Source organism: Vibrio sp. V30_P3S12P165, from assembly GCF_009904905.1.
GTDB lineage: Bacteria > Pseudomonadota > Gammaproteobacteria > Enterobacterales > Vibrionaceae > Vibrio > Vibrio fujianensis.
On sequence record NZ_WXWH01000018.1, the window covers coordinates 64,882 to 85,587 of the forward strand.

The 20,706-nt window shown below is 47.2% G+C and carries 13 protein-coding genes; 2 read left to right on the forward strand and 11 right to left on the reverse strand.

The genetic code is table 11. The features are described 5' to 3' along the window. Positions 1 to 16: 16 nt before the first annotated feature. Complete coding sequence (locus tag CAG57_RS04345; RefSeq protein WP_161426890.1) at positions 17 to 2,326, forward strand: penicillin acylase family protein; 2,310 nt, start codon at positions 17 to 19, stop codon at positions 2,324 to 2,326. Between the two features lie 2 nt (positions 2,327 to 2,328). Here the strand turns inward: CAG57_RS04345 and CAG57_RS04350 are convergent, their stop codons facing one another. The 8 genes from CAG57_RS04350 to fepB all read right to left on the reverse strand — a co-directional run bounded on the left by CAG57_RS04350 (position 2,329) and on the right by fepB (position 12,545). Continuing rightward, entirely contained in the window at positions 2,329 to 3,033 is a 705-nt protein-coding gene (locus tag CAG57_RS04350; RefSeq protein WP_161426889.1) for a 4'-phosphopantetheinyl transferase family protein, read from the reverse strand. Continuing rightward, entirely contained in the window at positions 3,026 to 3,832 is an 807-nt protein-coding gene (locus tag CAG57_RS04355; RefSeq protein ID WP_161426888.1) for an ABC transporter ATP-binding protein, read from the reverse strand. Before CAG57_RS04355 ends, CAG57_RS04350 begins: the two co-directional genes overlap by 8 nt. Beyond that, positions 3,829 to 6,756 (reverse strand): condensation domain-containing protein, encoded by a 2,928-nt coding sequence (locus CAG57_RS04360; RefSeq protein WP_161426887.1) that lies wholly within the window; start codon positions 6,754 to 6,756, stop codon positions 3,829 to 3,831. Before CAG57_RS04360 ends, CAG57_RS04355 begins: the two co-directional genes overlap by 4 nt. A gap of 3 nt (positions 6,757 to 6,759) precedes the next feature. Further along, on the reverse strand, positions 6,760 to 7,056 hold the full coding sequence (locus CAG57_RS04365; protein WP_099612164.1) for an acyl carrier protein: 297 nt from the start codon (positions 7,054 to 7,056) through the stop codon (positions 6,760 to 6,762). 108 nt (positions 7,057 to 7,164) lie between these two features. Beyond that, complete coding sequence (locus tag CAG57_RS04370; RefSeq protein ID WP_237665806.1) at positions 7,165 to 9,243, reverse strand: TonB-dependent receptor; 2,079 nt, start codon at positions 9,241 to 9,243, stop codon at positions 7,165 to 7,167. A gap of 276 nt (positions 9,244 to 9,519) precedes the next feature. Beyond that, entirely contained in the window at positions 9,520 to 10,581 is a 1,062-nt protein-coding gene (locus CAG57_RS04375; protein WP_443083779.1) for a FecCD family ABC transporter permease, read from the reverse strand. Next, positions 10,560 to 11,567, reverse strand: a complete 1,008-nt coding sequence (locus CAG57_RS04380) for a FecCD family ABC transporter permease (RefSeq protein ID WP_443083780.1) — start codon at positions 11,565 to 11,567, stop codon at positions 10,560 to 10,562. The genes CAG57_RS04375 and CAG57_RS04380 overlap by 22 nt, the downstream gene beginning before the upstream one ends. A gap of 39 nt (positions 11,568 to 11,606) precedes the next feature. Next, positions 11,607 to 12,545 (reverse strand): Fe2+-enterobactin ABC transporter substrate-binding protein, encoded by a 939-nt coding sequence (gene fepB, locus CAG57_RS04385; protein WP_443083781.1) that lies wholly within the window; start codon positions 12,543 to 12,545, stop codon positions 11,607 to 11,609. Between the two features lie 232 nt (positions 12,546 to 12,777). On the opposite strand from fepB, the gene CAG57_RS04390 reads away from it, so the two are divergent. After that, positions 12,778 to 14,133 carry a condensation domain-containing protein gene (locus CAG57_RS04390; RefSeq protein WP_237665807.1) on the forward strand — a complete coding sequence of 452 codons (1,356 nt, stop codon included), beginning with the start codon at positions 12,778 to 12,780 and terminating at the stop codon, positions 14,131 to 14,133. Between the two features lie 40 nt (positions 14,134 to 14,173). Here the strand turns inward: CAG57_RS04390 and CAG57_RS04395 are convergent, their stop codons facing one another. The 3 genes from CAG57_RS04395 to CAG57_RS04405 form a co-directional block, all read right to left on the reverse strand. Beyond that, positions 14,174 to 15,205, reverse strand: coding sequence for a cytosolic protein (locus tag CAG57_RS04395; RefSeq protein ID WP_161427776.1), 1,032 nt, complete (start codon positions 15,203 to 15,205; stop codon positions 14,174 to 14,176). Between the two features lie 80 nt (positions 15,206 to 15,285). Then, positions 15,286 to 16,059: a cytosolic protein gene (locus CAG57_RS04400; RefSeq protein WP_161427775.1), complete on the reverse strand. Its 774-nt coding sequence runs from the start codon at positions 16,057 to 16,059 to the stop codon at positions 15,286 to 15,288. A gap of 115 nt (positions 16,060 to 16,174) precedes the next feature. Next, positions 16,175 to 20,638: an amino acid adenylation domain-containing protein gene (locus CAG57_RS04405; protein ID WP_237665750.1), complete on the reverse strand. Its 4,464-nt coding sequence runs from the start codon at positions 20,636 to 20,638 to the stop codon at positions 16,175 to 16,177. Positions 20,639 to 20,706: the final 68 nt, after the last annotated feature.

Genomic DNA, 20,706 nt, shown 5'->3' on the forward strand with positions numbered 1-20,706 from the left:
ATAGGCTTAAAACGACATGCACAACTCACTATGCAAACAGGTCACTATCCGTTGGACAGAGAATGAAGTTCCCCACATCACCGCTAATGATTATGAAAGTCTTGGCTTTGGATACGGTTATGTCCATGCCCGAGACCGTTTATGTGAAGTCTCAGGGCAGGCTATTACCCTACGTGGTGAGCGTTCTAAGCACTACGGAGCCGAACAATTCTCCACCATTGGATTTTTGAAAACGACCAATCTGAACTCTGATTTAATGTTCCGCCTAAGGCTGCCTAAACCGTGGGTAGCGAATGAGCTGAATAAATTGAGCAAAAATACCCGAGCATATATCCGTGGGTATGTCGCTGGTCTTAACCACTATGTCAGCCAGATGACAGAAGAAGAACGTGCAACAATAAGCCCTGACGAGGTGCTTGTGCATTTCGAAGAAGAGGATGTGGTTCGTGCTGCAATGCGTTTTGGCATTATGAAAGAGCTGGTCGAAATCGGCCCATATCTCGTTTCTTCTGCTACTCAATGGCGCGAAACCCCACCCCACCATGCTGATGATTCGCCTCATGCGAGGCCCATCGAAGTGGAAGGGGGTTTTGGCAGTAATGCTTGGGCTTATGGCGGTGATGTGGTTGAGGGGAAACACGCTATTTTACTTGGTAATCCACATTCAGCATGGAAACGAACCCCCCATCAGCAACGCATTTATATGCATCAATACCATTTAACCATTCCGGGAGAGTTGGATGTGGCAGGAACCTCGTTTCTTGGCTTTCCTTTTCCCATGACGGGATACAATCGCCATGTTGCTTGGAGCATTTTAGATGCCGCCACCGTGACCCCTTTTGTGTTACAAAAGATGGCGATAAACCGAGTTCAAGATTCATGGCGCTACCGAATGGACGATCAAGAGAAAGCGCTCTCCCTAAAGTCGATTGTCATCGAAGTTCTTGAAGATTCGGGTCAGGTTGCATCACACTGTTATGAATTTCTTGAATCCGAATGGGGGCCGCTCTATTACCTTCCCCAACGTCCCGGAAAACCAGATGGGTGGTATGCCATTACCAACCCCGGTGAGCACAATGCCAAAGGGCTTGATCAATTTTTAGCAGCGGCCCATGCCACTTCAACCCGAGAATTTGTTACGGCAATTGAGTATCATCGTGGCATTTTATGCCAACTGATTGTGGCTGATAAGGCGGGTGATATCGCTTATGTCATCGCGGGTAATGTACCGCCCATCTCAGACCAAGAGCTGGAGCAATACCATGTGGATGATGATTCTGCCGCCTTTAACGTCCTTGATGGGACACGTTCTTGTGCATCATTACGCGATACTAACGGCCACCCATTAATAGCACCGACATCATTTTACCCAACCATTCTCTCGCGTGGCATCATCCATAACACCAACAATAGCTACAAATTTACCGAGTATGGAAAAACTCAGCCGGACTATCCTTCCGTTTTTGGTCAGCACAAAGAAAATTATCAAATAGGAAAACCGATTGCCGCGAAATTGCACTATGATCCTCGGCTCATCATGTCGGCTCAGCGCATGAAAGAACTGCTAGCAGAAGGCCCAATTACGGCTGAAAAGGTGTTACCCGTGATCTTTGACAATCGTAATTATGCGGCTGAAACCTTTCTCGATGATCTGCTGATGTTAGAAAATGTTCATTCATCCCAAGCCGTGCAACGTGCTTGTCAAGTATTACGTCGCTGGGATCGTAAAAACAATTCTCAAAGTAAAGGGGCCTTGTTATTCCATCAATTTTGGAATCGAATTGTTCAGAAAAAACTTCTCCGCGTCCCGAGTAATGGCGATCCCGAACTCGGCTCTCAACTCGATATGAGCCCGAAACATATCCCTATCATCTTACAAGCCTTAGAAGAGACCGTTTGTGAACTGGATTGTTTAGGTTTTGCATTGGATAAAGCGTGGGGAGAGGTCCTATACCAAACGACAGGTGGCGTACAGATTCCTCTACATGGTGGATCTTATCAAGAAGGGTTACTCAATGGAGAAATGCCTGCCCCCCTTTGTGAAACAGGGTTCCCTTATATTCTCTTTGGCAGCGCTTACATTCAACTCGTTACCTGGCAAGAAGGGGAGCTTGTCGTTCATGCTCTACTTAGCCATGGACAACGTGATGGAGTCGAGTCCTTAGGACGAACCGCTCAGTTAACTTTATTTGCCAATAAACAGCTCTATCACATCCCTTATTCAAAACAAGATCTAGACATGGCTGATGTGATTGACGCTTTAACTTTGTCGAGAAGCTCAAGGGATAACCGAGAAATAGCGACGTCACCGATAAAATTAACCTAATGCTAAGCCGCGAGGCTGAGTTGCGCTAAAGTCACCACAGCCTCTTCGTTTAATTGATAATCAACCCGAAAAACACGCCCATCACCAATATATTTTTTCGCAGTATGGGTCAGCTGCAACAGTAAATAACTCGCCGATTCATCCCACAAAATCAGGCGTGAGTCTTGAAAATCAAGATATCGGCGTACCCTTGGATACAGCGCTTTGAAGAGGCTTTCTTTGGCCGAAAACAGGGTGGTAATACGCTGAGTTGCACTGAGCGACAGTGAATCCAAAATGGCGGCTTCTTGCCCATCAGCAATGGCCGCTTGAATCAGAGACAATGAATGGGCCTCGATCCAACTTTCCACATCCACTCCAAGCAGTAATGTCCCATTATCGACATATTGCGCCACCGCCAACGCGAGATTTTCGTTGTGTGAAATCGACCCCACCACCCCTTCTGGCCACTGTGGAGCGCGATGTTTACCCACACTCAACCTCTGCGGCGTCACGCCCGCCGCTTGCAATGCATCACACGCAGCAACTCGACCCGCGATAAATTCCGCCTGACGTTTCGTTATCGCACTCAGCAAGTCGTCTGGCTGTGTGAGCGAATAAGGTAGCGGCTGTTGAGGTGAATAGCGCGCAACATCAAACGGGCGCAGGTGCAGCGTATAACCCCCTAATTCGATCTGCATTGCCGAGTGAAGAAAAGTGTCATTCATGTCGTTCTCGACCCAAAGGAATCACTAACGGCGTATGGTTAACCGGATCGTCAATAATCACACTTTCCAAGCCAAACACTTCCCGAACCAATTGCGCACTGATCAGTTCACTGGGGTTCCCTTCAGCAATAATTCTTCCGTGTGCCATCGCAATCATATGATCCGCATAGCGACAGGCTTGATTGAGATCGTGCAGCACCGCAATCAAGGTGTGACCACGGTTACGATTGAGATCACGAAACAGCTCTAACAGCTCAATCTGATGGGCGATATCAAGATAGGTGGTCGGCTCATCGAGCAATAGCAGAGGCGTTTGCTGGGCTAATACCATTGCAATCCATACCCGCTGACGCTGCCCTCCCGACAATTCATCCACCTGTCGTTCTGCCAGCGTTGCAATCCCTGTCACTTGCATGGCATGGTGTACCGCCCTTTCATCCTCCAAGCTCCATTGTCGAAACAACTGCTGATGTGGATAGCGCCCACGAGCAACGAGATCCAGCACACGAATTCCATCTGGTGCAATTGCACTTTGTGGGAGAAGCCCTAACTGACGAGCCAACGCTTTGGTAGCAAACTGATGAATATCATGACCATCAAGGCAAACCTGACCCGCTTGAGGTTTAATCAAACGACATAAGGTACGCAGCAACGTTGACTTACCACAGCCATTCGGGCCGACAATCACGGTGAATTGATGATCAGGAATACAGACATCAATATCATCAAACACGGTATGACTTTCATAGCCAAGACGTAAATGGCTACCCTGTAAACGCGCATTCTGCTTAATACTCATGACCTAAGCTCCTCAAGATTGAGCAGCTCATGGATCCATTGATTGCCGGATTGTGGCTGAGCAAAACGTTCTAACATACGCTGAGTGGTATGTGTTAACGTTTTGACCTGAGCATCCCCATACCGATCACGACGATAGCTCATCAAAACTCGGATACGATCTTCACCACCGACACGCTCTTCCATGACCTCAAACTGCAAGCCCAACGCCGACTCACTCTTCTCTGGGTCAACCTGCTCAAATCGCACCATGGTCTGCTCGCCGACCAGCTCTCCGTGCAGCTTGTTCTTCGCATGCAGTTGGATCATCACTTCAAATAGGTGCTGTTTACGTGTCCGTTCACCCAGTAAGGCATCTTCTACCCAATCAATCGGTACATCAGCATAATCTAACGATTGATTGATAGTATTTTTTATCTGTGTAATCAATTCCGCCACCGACTGTGCTTGATCAAAGTGCACCACATGCATCGCCAAGGTGGTGAAATAGCCTACCGTGTCAAAAAAATTGCCATCAATACGTCCTGACATTGGTGTCCCGACAATCAGTTTACTTGGTGCACCCAACTGTTTCAGTGTCAGCGAAATTGCGGCATAGACCACATTAAACAGTGAAGCACCTTGCTCACGAGCCAACTGATACAATCCTTGTACCACTTCGGTACTGAGTTTAAATTCTACCCAGCCACCGGCATCCGAGGGCTCAGAATTCGGTTGATTTTGCAACTTAGGCAGCAGCGGGACATGGAGTGGAACCCCCTCAAATTGAGCTAACCAATACGCTAAGTGGGATTCATTCCGTCCGCTGTCATGCTGCTGAATGGCGTATTCACTGAACGCCAATGGTTGGCTCTGCCATTTCGGCGCATAGCCTTTCGCCCTAGCCTGATACGCCTCGCGCAAATCATCCATTAGCAAGTTCACCGACCATTCATCCAGTACGACATGGTGGAACAAGAAAGATAAGTACTGCATACCCGAGGTTTGATCTCGTACAAAACGGAGTCGAACAGGCAATTCAGCACTTAAATCAAAGACGTGCGCGGCCTCTTGATTGAGTACTGCCTGACAATCAACCTGACCCGCTTCATCAGAGTGCCAAAACCAGCGATAGTCACTGAGTTCTTTTTCTGGCACTACAGACTGTTTGACCGTTTCCCCCTCCATCATAAAAAGCGTCCGCAGTGCAGAATGACGGTACATGACATCTTCAAAAGCTTGTCTGAATATCTCCTCATCAACACGATCTAAAAAACGCAGCGCGAATGGAATATTAAACAGTTCGTTGTAACCAAATGCAGCATAAGCTTTCCACAGTGACGCCTGTGCAAAAGAGAGCGGTACGTTTGTGCGTATGGGCGGAGCCCCCTCATTTTTTATCGGTTGAACGAGTGAATGGCTCAGCGCAACCGCATGATTAGCCAAGCCCCAAGCCGTTGGCTGGCTGAATAGGTCGTTGATATGCACTTTAATTTGATGTTCGCTTTTTAGCTTGCCGATCACACGGGTAGCAATCAGAGAATGCCCACCAAAATCGAAAAAATTGTTATGTACAGAAAACTCGGGCACATTAAGTGCCTGACCAAATGCCTCAGCTATCCGCTTAGCGATGTGCTCACGCTCATTCACTTGACGATCTATTGGGTGTGTCATGCGTACCCATGATGACGTGGTGGATTCAGGACGAATATCCTGCACTAGAGAATCAATAAATTGCTCAAGCAACCAGCTACCAATATACGGTGAAAGACGTTCACCCGTGGTCAGTTCAAGTAGTAAGTGGTTGTCACAGCTTATTCCTAGAGCCAGAATCAGGTCAAAGTCACTGTGCAAAGGCGCAAAACGCAGCGTTTCTGCTGGCATTTTTTCCGCACGCAAATGTATCGCAGGATCGATACTCCAAGTGACCAAGATACTCAACGCTTCAGCATGAGGGAGCGATAATGTTCCAGACTCCGCCATTTGCCACTGCTGCTCGACTTCATTCAGTAGTTCACGACGGCATTGATGGTGAGTATTAAGAGTAAAACACTGTAAGCCACTTTGCACAACGCGGCCGTTCAATTCATGATGACGTTGCATCACCTGCTTCGGAGCAAAAATTGTTTGCACCGCCTCTCCGCTCAGTTGGGCAATGAACTGGGCAAACGCGGTAATCGCCGCTCGCAACATCACGCCATGTTCAAGGCTGGCCTGTCTCCCTTGATGTTTTGTCAGTTGTTCGAAGACTTTTACAGGCACAGAGGTTCGCACTGTCTCAGCATGACGTTGAATGGTTTTCAGCCGTTCACTCCCCAGTAATTCGATACGATTACTCACCCCTTCACAGGTGGCAAGCCATTGATAGGCAGTTTTGAGTGGCTCTTGGCATAAATAGAGTGGATGCGCGAGTGGCCACACCAGCTCGTTAGGCTGCGTCCCTGCCTGAACATTGTGTTCACCATGATAAAAACGGCTCAGTAAACGAAACACCGTCTGCCAATTCAAACTTTGCTCGAGAATGCGATGGTGACGTATCGCCAGTATTGGCTCCTCACCCAATAATAAGCGAAATTCCATAGGAGCTTGCGAAGATAAGTTGATGCGCTCATGTTGCCAATTCAGCAGATACTGAATCGCTTCATCCCGACCATCGAATGGTATCAATTCGACTCTCTGCCTCTTAGATGTCTTGTGCTTAATCAGTTCAAAATCTTCCGTGAGTTGGTAACGGCTATCGAGCATAGGCAATGATTGGATCACCTGTTCTAGGGCCTCTAAAAGTAAGGAGAGCTTGATCTCCTTAGTGAAACGGAAGGCATTCAGTCGTTGGTGGGAACAATCACCACACTGCTGATGATGTAGCCAAACCTGTTGCTCAAAATCGCTGGCTTGCACAGTCTGTTCTCTCACACATAATGCTGTGATGACATTTTGTTCGCTCATACATCACTCCTTGTGGTTACAACCTGGAATAGGAAACGATTGAGGCTGATGAGCGGTTATCAAAGATGACCGCCAGGCATTGTCAACGAATGCAATCCACTCATTTAAGGTTGGATGAGACGCCAAAGGTAAATACCCAATATAAATTCCACACTGTGCGCTGAAACGTTCACTAAGACGTAAAATAAGCAAAGAGTGGAGGCCGAGTTGATAAAGATTCGTATCAAAAGAAAAGGAATCGGTAGGCAGTGTAAGCATTTGACTCACTTCGCTTACGACCAACTGCTTTGCATCAACCATTACAAAACTCCATGAATTTTAACAAATATCAGCCTATGAACCACGGCTAACAATCGTTAGCTCACAAGCAAGAAAATTGTGGTGCCTGTACTCAGGCACCAAAGGAGATCAGAAGTCCAATTGCAAAGACACACCGACCAAGCGTGGCTGCTGAGTCACTGCCGTATGCACGTCGTTATCAGTGATCATGGTTGGTTGAGTTGAGTTGAATAGGTTAGTAGCAAACAGCGTTGCACGCCCCATGTTGAAGTTGTAGGCCAGCTGTACGTTAGTGATCCAATCTGCATCTATCTTACCCATCTCATCATTGTCATAGTACGAGTAATAATTGTCGGTGTAATTGATTGTCGTACTGAAGACGAAATCGTTGAATAAGGTATAATCCGCACCAAAGTTCATGCTATAAGACGGCGCGCGCGGCAATTCATTACCTTCGTACTCACTGCCGCTAAACTCGTTGATCTTCGTTTTCAACAAACCAAACGATGCCGACAGTTCTAGATCTGAAATTGGAAGCCAGCGCGTGCTGAATTCAGCCCCATAAGTATGCGCTTTCTCAGCATTGATGATTTTTGTCGTCCGAGCACTAATGTAAAATGGCAGTTGCAGATCATCATAATCGTTGTAGAAGAAGTTCGATGTTAGCTCCACTTTACCATCCGCTAAGCGGTGACGGGTGTACATTTCATAGCTCCAAACATACTCCTCGTCATAAGTGTACGCGGTGTAAGGTGTATCGAAGGTCATGCCGGCTCCTCCGGCGTTATACCCCTTAGCAACCATCACACCAACCGTATGATCGCGGTTAAGTTTCCAGGCCACATCCGCTTTAGGCAGAAAGACGTTGTAGGTTTCATCAAAGTCAACCGCTACCGTTGAACTGCCACCTTTACGGGTACGATGCTCCCTCTCCAGCCGCCCAGCCAAAGTTAGATCCACCGTGGGTAACACCGTATAGGTCACTTCAGCAAAAGCAGAACTGGTTTCTGTTTTGTCGTCAAATGTACTTCCACCAAACAGATAAACGTATTCGTCTTGTGAGGAGTGATAGTAGCGTAGCCCCGCTAGACCGCGCCATTGATCGTCGCTGCTGACAAAATGCATCACTGGCTCAATATGAAATTCCGCACCATCAATATTGGCATAGGGCAAATTAATCGCTGTTCGGCGATCAATGGTAAAGTCGGTGTAGGCAACTTGGTTCTCAACGCGCACATTACCCGCGGTTTGATACTCTAAATCCCAAATAGCGCTGGTATTTTTTGTTTCAAATACAGGGCGACGTTCATCATATCGAGCGCTCTGATGCTCAGGCGAAGGAATCAGCGCTTCGTTTTGTGGGGCTTTACTGTCAAAGTGATTAACCGTCAGTTTGGTAGACAATCCTGGCAACGCAGAAGGTTCATATAGCAATTTACCCCGAGCATTAATGGTTTCGACATCACGCGGATCGCCAATCGGATCGTAAGATGGCATATCAACAAAGCTTTCTCTGGTTTGCCTATCTATCGACAGACGAAAAGCGAGTTCATTCTCAATAATAGGGCCAGATACAACGGCAGCAGTCTGCGCATAGCCTTGCTCACCGACAGAGCCACGAACCGAACTTTCCCAATGATAAGTAGGATCTTTCGATTGTAAAACGACCGCACCAGCCATCGCATTACGCCCCTGAATATAGCTTTGTGGGCCGCGATACACCTCAACCTGCTTCAAATCCCACAGAGATTGTGGGCCAAAGGCCAGTTCATTGTAAGTCAGCGAACGGCCATCAAGTGATACGTTCAAACGTGGACGAGTCCCGTTAAGAAAAGCGTTCGCACCACGAGCCGCGCCAGAGCCGTCAATACCACGAATCGCTGGCACATCGTTACCAATACCGACATCGACAATATTGGGTGTACTTTGTAGCAGATCCGTCACATTGGTCGCATTGGGCATTGAATCTATTTTGCTCTCATCAAATACAGTGACACTCGCGCTGGTTTCTTGCATTGAACGCGTCGTTTTTTCTCCATACACAGTAATGGTCGACATCGCAACGGCTGAACGACTAGAGTTCTCTTCTGTTTGAGCCATCACTAATGGGGTATGGCATAACGTCATTATTATGCCCGACAAAATGCAGATCTTTGTCTTGATTGTGGTGGGTGGGATGCTTTGTCTAACTCGCGAGGATCCTGTCATTTTTTTCTCCTTTCATCAGTATAAACGTCATACGCTCACGTTGAATTTGCACGGCTGAGCTAACCCACGGCATACAGCAAATCGACGACGTGAATGGATCGGTTTAGTCACATTCCAAATTAAATGGATGAACTACTTTAGAACTGAGAAACTTAAATGTAAAGAATTATCATTTACATTTGGTAATGATTTTCATTTTATTTTTGCTCAGAGAAAAAAGCGCTCTATGTTCGTCGAGCATCAAACGAAATGGATATCATCTTTACCGAGCAATTTTCACAAACGCGGTGTACGCGTCAGCAGCCAAAGCAGATAAAAACCGCCCACAATACCTGTCATGCGACCAATCGGCAGCGTCAGATTGAGCGGTTGCAGTTGGGTGATCAGATCCGCTACCACCATCAACAAAGCGCCCATCACCGCGCAACCATACACAGGTAACTGTGAGGCTCGTAACAAGCGGCTGATCAGTTGTGGTGCTGCCAACGCAATAAATGCAATGGGCCCAGCAGCACCAGTCGCAGTCGCAGCCAATACCACCGCGATCAATAACATAACAAGACGGATATGCTCGACCCGAATCCCTAACTGAATGGCTAAATCGTCACCCATTTCAAGCATTGCCAATGGCTTAGCCAACAACATCACCATCGGAACCAATAGCAGCGTTCCGACCATCACGGGAATCGCATGTAGCCATGTACGAGCGTGTAACGACCCTGCCAACCATAAATTGGCGGTGACCGCATTATCAATATTGCCTTTTACTAACATCAGCCCATTGAGCGCGCTCAATACCGAGCCAATGCCTATTCCGGTGAGAATCAAGCGATAACCGCCGACCACTCCCGCTTTGCGTGAGAGAAGATACACCGCAACGGCAGTCACCATACCGCCAACCATCGCCGCCAGCACGACCTGCATTGGTCCTTGTTCAAACAGCACGATTTGTGCAATCGCTCCGGTCGCAGCTCCGGTAGTAAAACCAATCACATCGGGCGAGCCCAGCGCATTGCGTGATACAGACTGAAAAATCCCACCCGAAACGCCCAGTGCCGCGCCAACAAATACCGCAGTCACAATGCGCGGTAAGCGAATATTCCAAACAATACGTTCTTGAACCGAGCTACCCTGCCCACCCATAACCTGCCATAAGTCCGGCATCGAGATGGTATAACGTCCTATTGTCAATGCATACGCCGCCAGCAGCACGACCAAGAGCGTTAACAGCAATAACCAACGTATAGAACTGACCGAATAACGCACGGATAATTCACCGCAGCGCCAAACTTGAGAAACCGGTTGAGAGAAACGACTCATAACTGTGCTATCTTCCATTTGCGAACCAAAACCACAAAAAATGGCCCGCCAATTAGCGCCACCATGATACCGACGCTGATTTCATCCGGATAACCAATCACACGACCGAGAATATCAGCGATGACCGTCAATAACGATGCAATCAACATCGAATACGGCAGCAGCCAGCGATGATCTGGGCCGACCCAAAAACGAGCTAAATGCGGTGCTGTCAACCCGACAAAACTGAGTGGCCCAGCGGCAGAGGTTGCCGCACCCGATAGCACCACAATCACGCTGGATGCCAATAACCAAATTCGCTGAGGATTAACCCCCAAGGCTTCACCCAAATCTTGCCCCAAAGAAACGGTATTGAGCGCTTGGCGAAGCGCCATGGAAAGTGCGAGCCCCACGGCCACCAGCAATGACACCGGCCACAGCACATCGTATCCTCGCCCTTGCAGTGAGCCGACCGCCCAATGGCGAAACTGATTAAACACTTCCTGATCGCTATTGACCGTCATGATATGAGTTAAAGCGAGCAAGACCACGGATAAAGCCGAACCCGCCAGTACCACTCGCACAGGATTAATGCCGCGGCGCAGCCCTGCTAGCAAATACACCGCGCCCCCCGCCATGGTCGCTCCCATCAAACCAAACCACATATAACCAAACACATCGGTAATACCAAACAGTGCAATCGCACTGACAATCGCAACAGTTGCTCCAGCATTAACGCCAAGAATACCCGGATCGGCCAACGGATTTCTTGTCAGCGCCTGCATCATAGCCCCCGCCACACCGAGTGCACCGCCAACGACTATAGCCAACAGAGTGCGTGGAATTCTAAGATAGTGCACCAATAGGTGTTCACTACTAGTAGGATCAAATGCCGTGATGGCTTGCCAAGTCACCGATGGTGCAACAAAACGCGTACCAATAAACACACTAAGGCAAGCACAACTAAGTAACAAAAAAAGTAACCCCACGATGCCCCATCTCTTACTCTGGTTTTTTCTAACCATCACCCGATGCTCAACTATTGATCTTGTCATTGTGTCGTCTTAGTTCCCAAAACGAGCCCGAATTTGATCGATAATTTCATGAGCACTGAAATAATCAATCCGAAAGGAATTAGCCCCAAGTCCATAGACCTGATTGGCTTTGACTGACGGTAAATTCGCCAGCACAGGATCATGCAAAAATGGCGGTACTTGGGCATCAGTCGCATTGAGTAAAAACGTGGTCGAAGCGGTCATTTCTATCAGGTGTTCATAGTGTGAGCGTACAAAATCATTCAACTGAACCGAGCCTGTCTGCCAAGCAGGATTCGGCTCTTCAACATCAAACCCCAATGATTTAAGTAACATTCCATGTGAACCATTCGCTGTCGCAATCGGATTCGTCACCCCGGGGCCATGGTAGCTAATGATGTTGACCTGTCCTTTGGGCAGGGTAAGCGTCGAACGAGTATTGTCAATGAAATCATCAAACTGGCTAATTTTAGCCGCAACTTTCTGTTCAATACCCGCCACTTCACCGATTTTTTCTGCTAGTTGCTGCCAGTTCTGACCGCCGTAATCGAGCACCACCGTCGGGGCAACTTGGCGCAACACCGCCAACTGCCCCAATGCTGAGTCAGCACCACTGAGCGATACAATAATCAAATCCGGTTCATAGGCGTAAACCATCTCAAGATCCACACTGCCTGCTGGCCAAAGAGGCTCTACCCCTTTTTTCTCTGCCACCGCTTGCCACTGGGCAAAATAGTGGCCATTGCTGGTGGTGGCACTCGCCACTACCGGGGCATCCACGGCAAGTAGCGTCCCTGTGATAGACACCGACGTAGAAAGAATACGTTTTGCAGGTGCCATCAACGTTGTCGTCGAACCATCGGCATTATGAAATACTCGAGGCCAATCCTGTGCCTGAGTGGGGTAACTCATCAGCAAGGTGATGAATACTAACGTTTTAATCGCATTAATGATCATTAAGTTCCTTATGGTATGAAGCCAAGCTGCATAAACCTCTTACGTCTGATTGTGTCAAATTTTGATATTTATGCAAATGATAATGATTGCCATTAGCAAAAATAAAGCTAAACTTGTTTCGCTGTGACCTCTTACTTCGGTTTCGCACTCCTGAAAAAAGAGACACCGTAACAGTAGCACTTGAATCGGTACTTGCTTTGTCGCAACCACCTCCCTTATCACCGCTATAAGTCAAGGTTTTTACATGTCAGTTAATGGGTTAACTCCACGTTGGATGCCGCTTACTCTGCCCCAGCTCGATTTTTGGGAAGAGTTTTCACTTCATCCCGACCAACCTCTTTCTACCGTCGCACACTTTATCGAACTGAAAGGAACTATCAATGAAATCGCGCTATGTCAGGCCATAACACAAACCGCCAAAGAAACGGATGTACTCGCGCTGCGGTTTAAACTGAATGAGGATGGGAAAACACCACGTCAGGCTTATGATCCAAACCGAATCCCACAAGTTGAAGTGAAAGATTTACGCCGCTACGACAAGCCTTTCGAGCAAGCCAAAAAATGGATGGAAGACGATGTGCATGCGCGCTTAAATTTACTTCAAGATCCACTCTCCGTTCAGTGGTTACTGAAACTCAGCGATGATCACTATCTATGGTACATTCGGGCGCATCACATCATTATGGATGGCTTTGGCATGACGTTGTTTGAACAGCGCTGCGCTACGCTCTATCAACACTATGTTGAACGAACCGAACTCGGTAAACCTTTCAACGCCTTTGCGGATTTTCTGAACGAAGAACAACACTACCAATCAAGCCAACGCTGCCAGCAAGATAAAATCTTCTGGCAAGCATACCTTACTCAGTCAACCCAGCTCACCATCCTCAATAAAGAAGAGGATAGTGAGGGTGAAACACTCCATGCTGCACATGAATTAACCACGACCATGAGCGATCATATCCGTCGACTTGCACAGCACGTTGGCATCGGCTGGCCTGATTTGTTGGTCACTTTATCCGGCCTTTACTTGCACCGCTATCTCGCTAAAACGTATATGGGCGCTCACAATACTATGCCACTTTGGATTCCATTTATGAGCCGCTGGGGTAGCATTGGAGCCTATATGCCAGCACTGTTGGTTAATATTTTGCCGTTATTTATTGAAGTAGACTCTCGCATCACGTTACGAGAGTATCTGACCCAAACCTGCGCAACATTACGCCAGCTCTACGCGCATGGACGCTATCGTGTCGAACAGATAGCCCGCGATCAAGGTGTAACAGAGAATAGCCGCTACTTCTTTTCACCATTTATCAACGTATTACCCTTTGATCCACCCAAATTCATCGGCTGTCAGGTAAAACACCATGTCATCACCAGTGGTCCAGCAGACGGTTTTAACCTCACTTTTCGAGGACAGACGAATGCGGATGGCTTGGTACTCAGCTTAGATGCTGATTCACAAGCGCATCCAGCAGAAGAATTTGAACAGCATAGACAACGTGTGATGATCTTTATGAATTTAGTACTGGATGAAGACGCTCTCGATCAGCCAATCGCAAAACTCTACCAAGCTATCGAAGAGCCACATGAGTAAAGTATTAGAAGCGCTATCAGGCGCTTCAGTTACCTTTTGCTTATAGCAATTGCTGTAGCTTGTACTCAATAAAGGGATTGTCAGGCACAATCTGTTGCGCAATTTCCAATAGTTGTACGGCATCTTCAGGGTTGTCTTGCTGATGCTTCACCGCAATATCCACTAATGGTTGAATATCAATGCTTGTCTGATGTTCCTTCACATGCTCTTTTTTCTCAGCAATAAGCACATTGTGAGCTTTACTCAGCAACCCCAGACGATGAGAGGAATTGGCGTTCGCTTTGTTAAGGCGCTGGTAATAGTCCTCTTTAAAGCGCAGGGTTTTAGTTTGATGGCGAAAGTGGGCAATATCGATATGCTGATGGCAAATAAAATCGATCGCTACCTGTTTATAAAAACCGAATTTATTAAGATAGGTGGCGTGAGTACCATGGCCCATGCCAAAAACTCTTAGATGGGTCAGCTCAGGATAACGCTTCGCATGGCGTTGATCGATTTTATTGGTCGGGTCATAAATGATATAGCCTTTGGCGTTTCCCAGATCTAAGTCGTGGTAATCTCCTTCCCAATCAAACTGTTGAGCAATTTCCGTACTCGAACGAGTATCCCATGGTACTAACCTTTTGTTTTTGGTGCTCACGGGATAAAATAGCAATACTTGGTTCAATTTCAGCAAATTAGCAAAAGCGCCAACGGCAAAACCGCCTCGGCTCAGTCCGTATCCCAAACGGCATTCAAAAGGTGTCAGCAAGGTCGATAGCTGCTCGAGAAAGAAAATTAAGTTACGGCTACGAAACCAGTTACTTTTTCCTAAATGCTGAAAAGCGATAATATTCACGTTCTGTTTTTGGGCAAGACGATAACCCCAAGGCGTAAAATTTGAATGTAAGTCTTGTTCCTGTAAGTTGGTGCCCGCGGGTGAGAAAGTAAATAACAGGGGTTTATTAAGATCCACAAATTGATATTTAACGAAAATATCGTCAAGTAAATCCTCACCAGACATCGGTAACTTGGCCTGTTGATCGTCTTTGGAAAGAGACAACCATTCATCCAGCCAATACAGTAACTTCATTTATCCTCCATCTAAATTGCATTAAGCAATTGTATTAAAAATCTCGTTTTTGGTGTGTCGTCTCCCCAAACGGAGCGCTATCAATCCTCTTTTAAAAACCACTGTTTGGCTTGCTCTTGAAAGTAAGCAATATCTATCTTTTGATGATGGATAAATTGTTCTGCCATTTGGTTATAAAAATCTAACTGATTAAAATCGTGGGAATATAGGCCATGCCCCATTCCAACCACCTGAAAATGGATCAACTCTGGGTAACGTTTGGCATGCAGCCTATCGATATCATCGGTGGGATCATAAACAATATAACCTTGAGCATGACCAAGATCCTTATCATGATAGCTCCCTTCCCAATCAAACTGTTGAGCAATATCGGTACTCGAACGAGTATCCCACGGCACTCGTTTTTTATTTTTAGTACTGACGGGGAAAAATAGCAGAACATGATCAAGTTGAAGCAAGCGAGCAAATGCGCTAATAGCAAAACCGCCTCGGCTCCAGCCATAACCCAAACGGCATTGGAAAGGAGATAACAACGTCGATAACGGCTCAAGAAAAGCGATCAAAGCCGGGCTACGAAACCAATTGGTTACCCCAAGATGTTGAAAGGCAATAATATTGATGTTTTGTTGTTGAGCGAAATGATAACCCCAAGGGGCAAAATACGGGTGTAGGTCTTGCTCCTGCACATTGGTACCAGAAGGGGAGAAAGTAAACAATAGTGGCTTAGTAACATCCACCAACTCATACCGAACAAACACATCGTCAATAAGGCTATGTCCAGATACTGGTAGGCGGTCTTGCTGCTCTGGTTGAGAAAGAGAGCCCCATTCATTCAACCAGTACAGTAACTTCATTTCACTTTCCCAACTCAGCAACACCCGCCGCGCACTTTACCAAAAAAACGCTCAAGATGATATTTGAAATCAAAATACTGACGCCCTGCTAACCCGTACACCGAGTATGCCCGGTTTAACTACTCTCAAGTAATTTTGACACTTGCTCTACATTTTTACAGGTGAGTAGTAAGCGAGCATCGACGGGCTTGTTAAACATCTGACTGAGTTGTGTCGCAATGCTTTTGATATGTGAAGGCCGCAGCCCTGCTTGAATAAATGCAGAATGTTCGGTTAATGTCGTTGCCCGCTCCCCCAACACCTGCTGATAAACACCCAGGATCACTTGCCACGGTTGCGTTTGACTGGCTAAGCGTGCGTCTCGGCTCCTCTGATACCGTTCTTCTTCTACAACCTCTTCCAAGTGTTGATCCTTTATTGATGTCAACTGGGCAAGTAAAGCTCGTTTGTCTTTTTTCCCATTTGCCGACAAGGGAAAATGCTCAAGCGCAATAAAACGCTGTGGCATATGGGATGCAGGCAAACAGTGATGAATCATTTCTCGCCACTGAGTGACACTGAAAGGCTCTCTCTCACTGACATAAAACAGGGCTAACTCCGTATCCCCCGTGAATGAATCCACATAATCAATGACCGCTAAATCGCGAACTTTGGTGGCATTGAGCAACACTTTTTCCACATCTGGCAGTGAAATTCGTATTCCTCTTACTTTGACATACCCATTGACTCTTCCTGAAAAAATAAGGCGACCATCGTCTCGATAGTAACCCAAATCCCCGGTTTTAAAGGCTCGAACCCGCTCTCCTTCGGGGGTCGTTATCTCTATAAAATCATGCTGAGCAAGCTCGCCATCCATTAGATAACCAAGCGATAAGTTAACACCGCAAATCACCATTCGACCGATCACGCCCTGAGGGCAATGTTGATGTGCTTGATTAATGAGGTAGTACTGATTCCCGGGTAGCGGCTCACCATAGGGAATCAGATTGATATCCTCATCAACCAGTTCATGCCAAATGCTCCAAATCGTGGTTTCGGTCGGCCCACCCAGTGAGAATAGTCGCGCTAAGGGTAAGCGTTCACGCAGTGTTTTAATGGTCTGCGGTTTGATGTAATCACCGCCCTGCGCTATCAAGCGCAGCGATTTCCCTTGAGACTCAGACTGACACGCCAATAACATTTCCAAAATAGCAGGAACCGAGCACCAGAGCGTGACCCGGTGACGATCGACTAACTCATTCCATTGCAAGGCATCTTTTTCTGCTTGAGGCGGAGGAATGACCAGCGATGCTCCGGCGCATAATGAACCCAGCACATCAAAAACAGACATATCATGATGAAACGGTGTCACTGACATTAATACATCACTCTCATTCACCTGCCATTTAGCCAGCGTTTGATACAACACATTGGATGTCGCTTTATTGGTGAGCACCACACATTTAGGCTGACCTGTCGTACCCGAGGTGTAGAGATAATAGGCAGGCTCCTCACTGTCGCTGCGTCTGCTCAAGGTCTGTTCATCTGGCAAGTTTACTCTTTGTTGCGCCGGTTGCAGCAGTTCATTCAGTGTGACGCTATAATTCCGCCCCTTAAATTCGAGTGTTTTATCTATCGTCACCACCAAAGAAGGTTGGCAGTGAGCCAATAGATAAGCTTTACGCTCCGGTGGGCTCGCGGTATCAATCGGTACCCAAACGAGGCCTGCTAATGCGCAACTTAATGTAACCATCACGTGTTCTGCACTACGTGGCAAACAAATCGCCACAACATCACCGGATGTCATCCCTCTGGCGTGTAACTGAGCGATGATGCCCAACACCTGTTGTCCGAGCTGTCGATAACTCCAACACCGCTCTTTACAAATCAGCGCGGTACGATCTTGTGGCTGCCCAAACAAGCGTTCAGCTAACGTCACAAGAAAAGGAAACGGCGCAGTCTTCGGCGGCGTATCATTGAAACAATAGTGGCTTAAATCCAGCGCTTCACGGCTATACCACTGTAAGCTCTGGCGAGCGATCATCCCCAGAGCTGCACGTTTCCAGCTTTCAAGCCAAGCCCGAACTTGCTCCACTCCCAGCGCCTGTGTGACATAATCGGCACTCATGTGTAGATTTTTCTGTGCATCGTAAGTGAAACGAAAATCGATCGCTATCTGTGGTGTTTGCGTTAAGCCGTCATATTCTTGGATAGAATGATGTTTAGGTAACGTTTCCCATCCCAGCCCATTGGTGACCACAATAGGCAGAGGAATCGTTTGGGATGGCAGTTGGCTCAACAACAAACGGTTAAGGTCAACGCCAGAGAACGCAAGATGCGCCATCCCTTCAGCAATATCTCGCTGCACGCCCAGCGCTTGATGTTGGAAATCTTGTGATTCAAGAGAGTAGTTAAGCACTAAAAAGCTGGATTGGTTACTCAATTGACCGGTTTGAAATGGCGAAACGGGCAAACCGATACACAATGCGCTCTGCGGGCACCAAACCGCGACCGTCTGCATCACCAGTGTGGTCAATAAACTATTTGGAAACAGCCGAGCCTCAGCGGCCAGTTTAAACAGAGCCCGCGCCTCTTCTCGACTTAGGGTGATCGTTTCTCTCGCATAGCTGGGCTGATAAATGGTATTAAGGGGCTGACGCCAAGGTAATGCCATAGGCTCTGTGACATGAGAGAGTTTCTTTTGCCAGTAATCTTGAGCAATACCGCGTTGCTCATCACTGGGATTTCTCGCCATCAAAACGCTAGGCATGATGAGAGGTTGAGGTGTGACCTCGAACATACGAGCAAGTATATAAGAAATGGAGTGTCCATCCGAAATCAGTGCATCAAAACTCGTCAACACCATATGGCTAAAAGCGGTACAATCCTCAACATCCTCCGCCTCTTTTGGTAGTGACACAACCCAGACTTTCCACGGTGATAAGGATAAATCATGTCGATAATGCGACACCTGTTCGATCAGTTGATCCGCCTTCTGTCGAGCCTGTGTTCGGCTTAGATCTCGCCAATCACAGTGGGTTAAATTCACCAACGCCTCGTCACTCACCCACTGAGTTAAAGCACTCTCATCGATACGTGTTCGAAGCACTGGAAGGGTCTGCACCATCGAAGCCAGACGGGTTTGCAGCAGTGCAAGATCGACCTCACCACGATAAACTCTAAAATCCTGCATAGCGACCCCGCCTAATGCTAAGTGTTCACTACGGCCAACTAAATAAGCCTGTTGTAATCGAGTCAGTGGTTGCTCACTATGACGTTTTTCTTTGGCAGGAGAGATGGTTGGCTTAGCGGCATAAGGTTGTAACAACGTCTCTGGATGCTCTGCAATATCGCTTAGTAAGTCAACATAACGCTCGAACAGAGCACGATAAAACGCTAACGGAACGCTATCAACGCGAACATCCCAATTAATCAGCACACCACTGTTGTAGGGTACAATTTGCGCATCAAGCAAAACATGCGCCCCCTGAGAGCTAGCCCATATCATGTCACCTAAGGTGTCATGCACTTGAGCGGAATACAGATCACCATCGAGATTCCAACCCGAAGTAAACACCACCGGTGAAGTTTGTAGACAACCTTGCCGACGAGAAAGGTCGCGCATCACGTTCACACCACTATAATGTCGATGTTCAAGACAGGCGATGAGTTGATGCTGCGTTTGTTGACAGTGTGTCAAAATCGACGCTGTTGACGAACAATGGGCACTGAATAATGTTAGGTTGGCAAAATCACCAACGGTATGACTAAACGCTTGTGGGCGTACAAAAAGCGGCACATTGATACGCAATGAAGGCTGATTCAGTGCATTGGCTAACACTAGGTTAAACAGGCTTAATGATAGATCCGTTAAACTGATATGGTGGTGAGTTGCCAACGCGGTTAATTTTTCCCGTTGCGAGGCATCTAACTGTGCGGCTAACCGCTCGGTATGCAGAAATGGCTGAGAGCCAGCCGCTTTGTGCTCAGGTAGCTGAGGCGCGGGCGCAATGTCATCTAATATTCCTTGCCAATATCGTCGATCACGGGCAATGAGTGCTTGCTGATCATCCGTCACAGACTGAGTCAGATAGCCTGAAAATGAGGGGGGCTTCTCTTGCGGGGATGATCCATGATACGCACGAACTAAATCTTCAATAATAATACGAAAACTGGGCGCATCTGCAGCAATCATGTCGATATCCACATGCAAACGAAAACCGTTGTCAGGCAGAAGTGTTAAGGTAAATTCGGCCCCTTGTCCTTGATTAAGCGCGAGTTTCTGATGCATTTTTTGCTTACGTAGTGCAGCGCCATCTCTTTCACATTCGGCCGCATTTTTTTCTCGCCAATCGATTAAAAACAATTGATGCCAATCAGACAGATCGCTAACTCGCCACTGGCCCTGTTCAGAAACCGTAAGCCTTAACATCTCATGTTGGCAAAACACGGTGTGTACCGCCTGTGTTAAACGAACAGTGTCGATTTCACGACCTTCAAATTCAATATAAAGATGAGCGGCATCACCAGTTAATGAGCTAGTAGGTTGCCGACCAATCCAATAGGCTGCCTGTAACGTTGTCATGTCATGCATGGTCATTTTTCTACGCCTCAGTTGTATTTTATTGACTGGCTATTATTGTTACAGACAAAACACAAAAATGACAA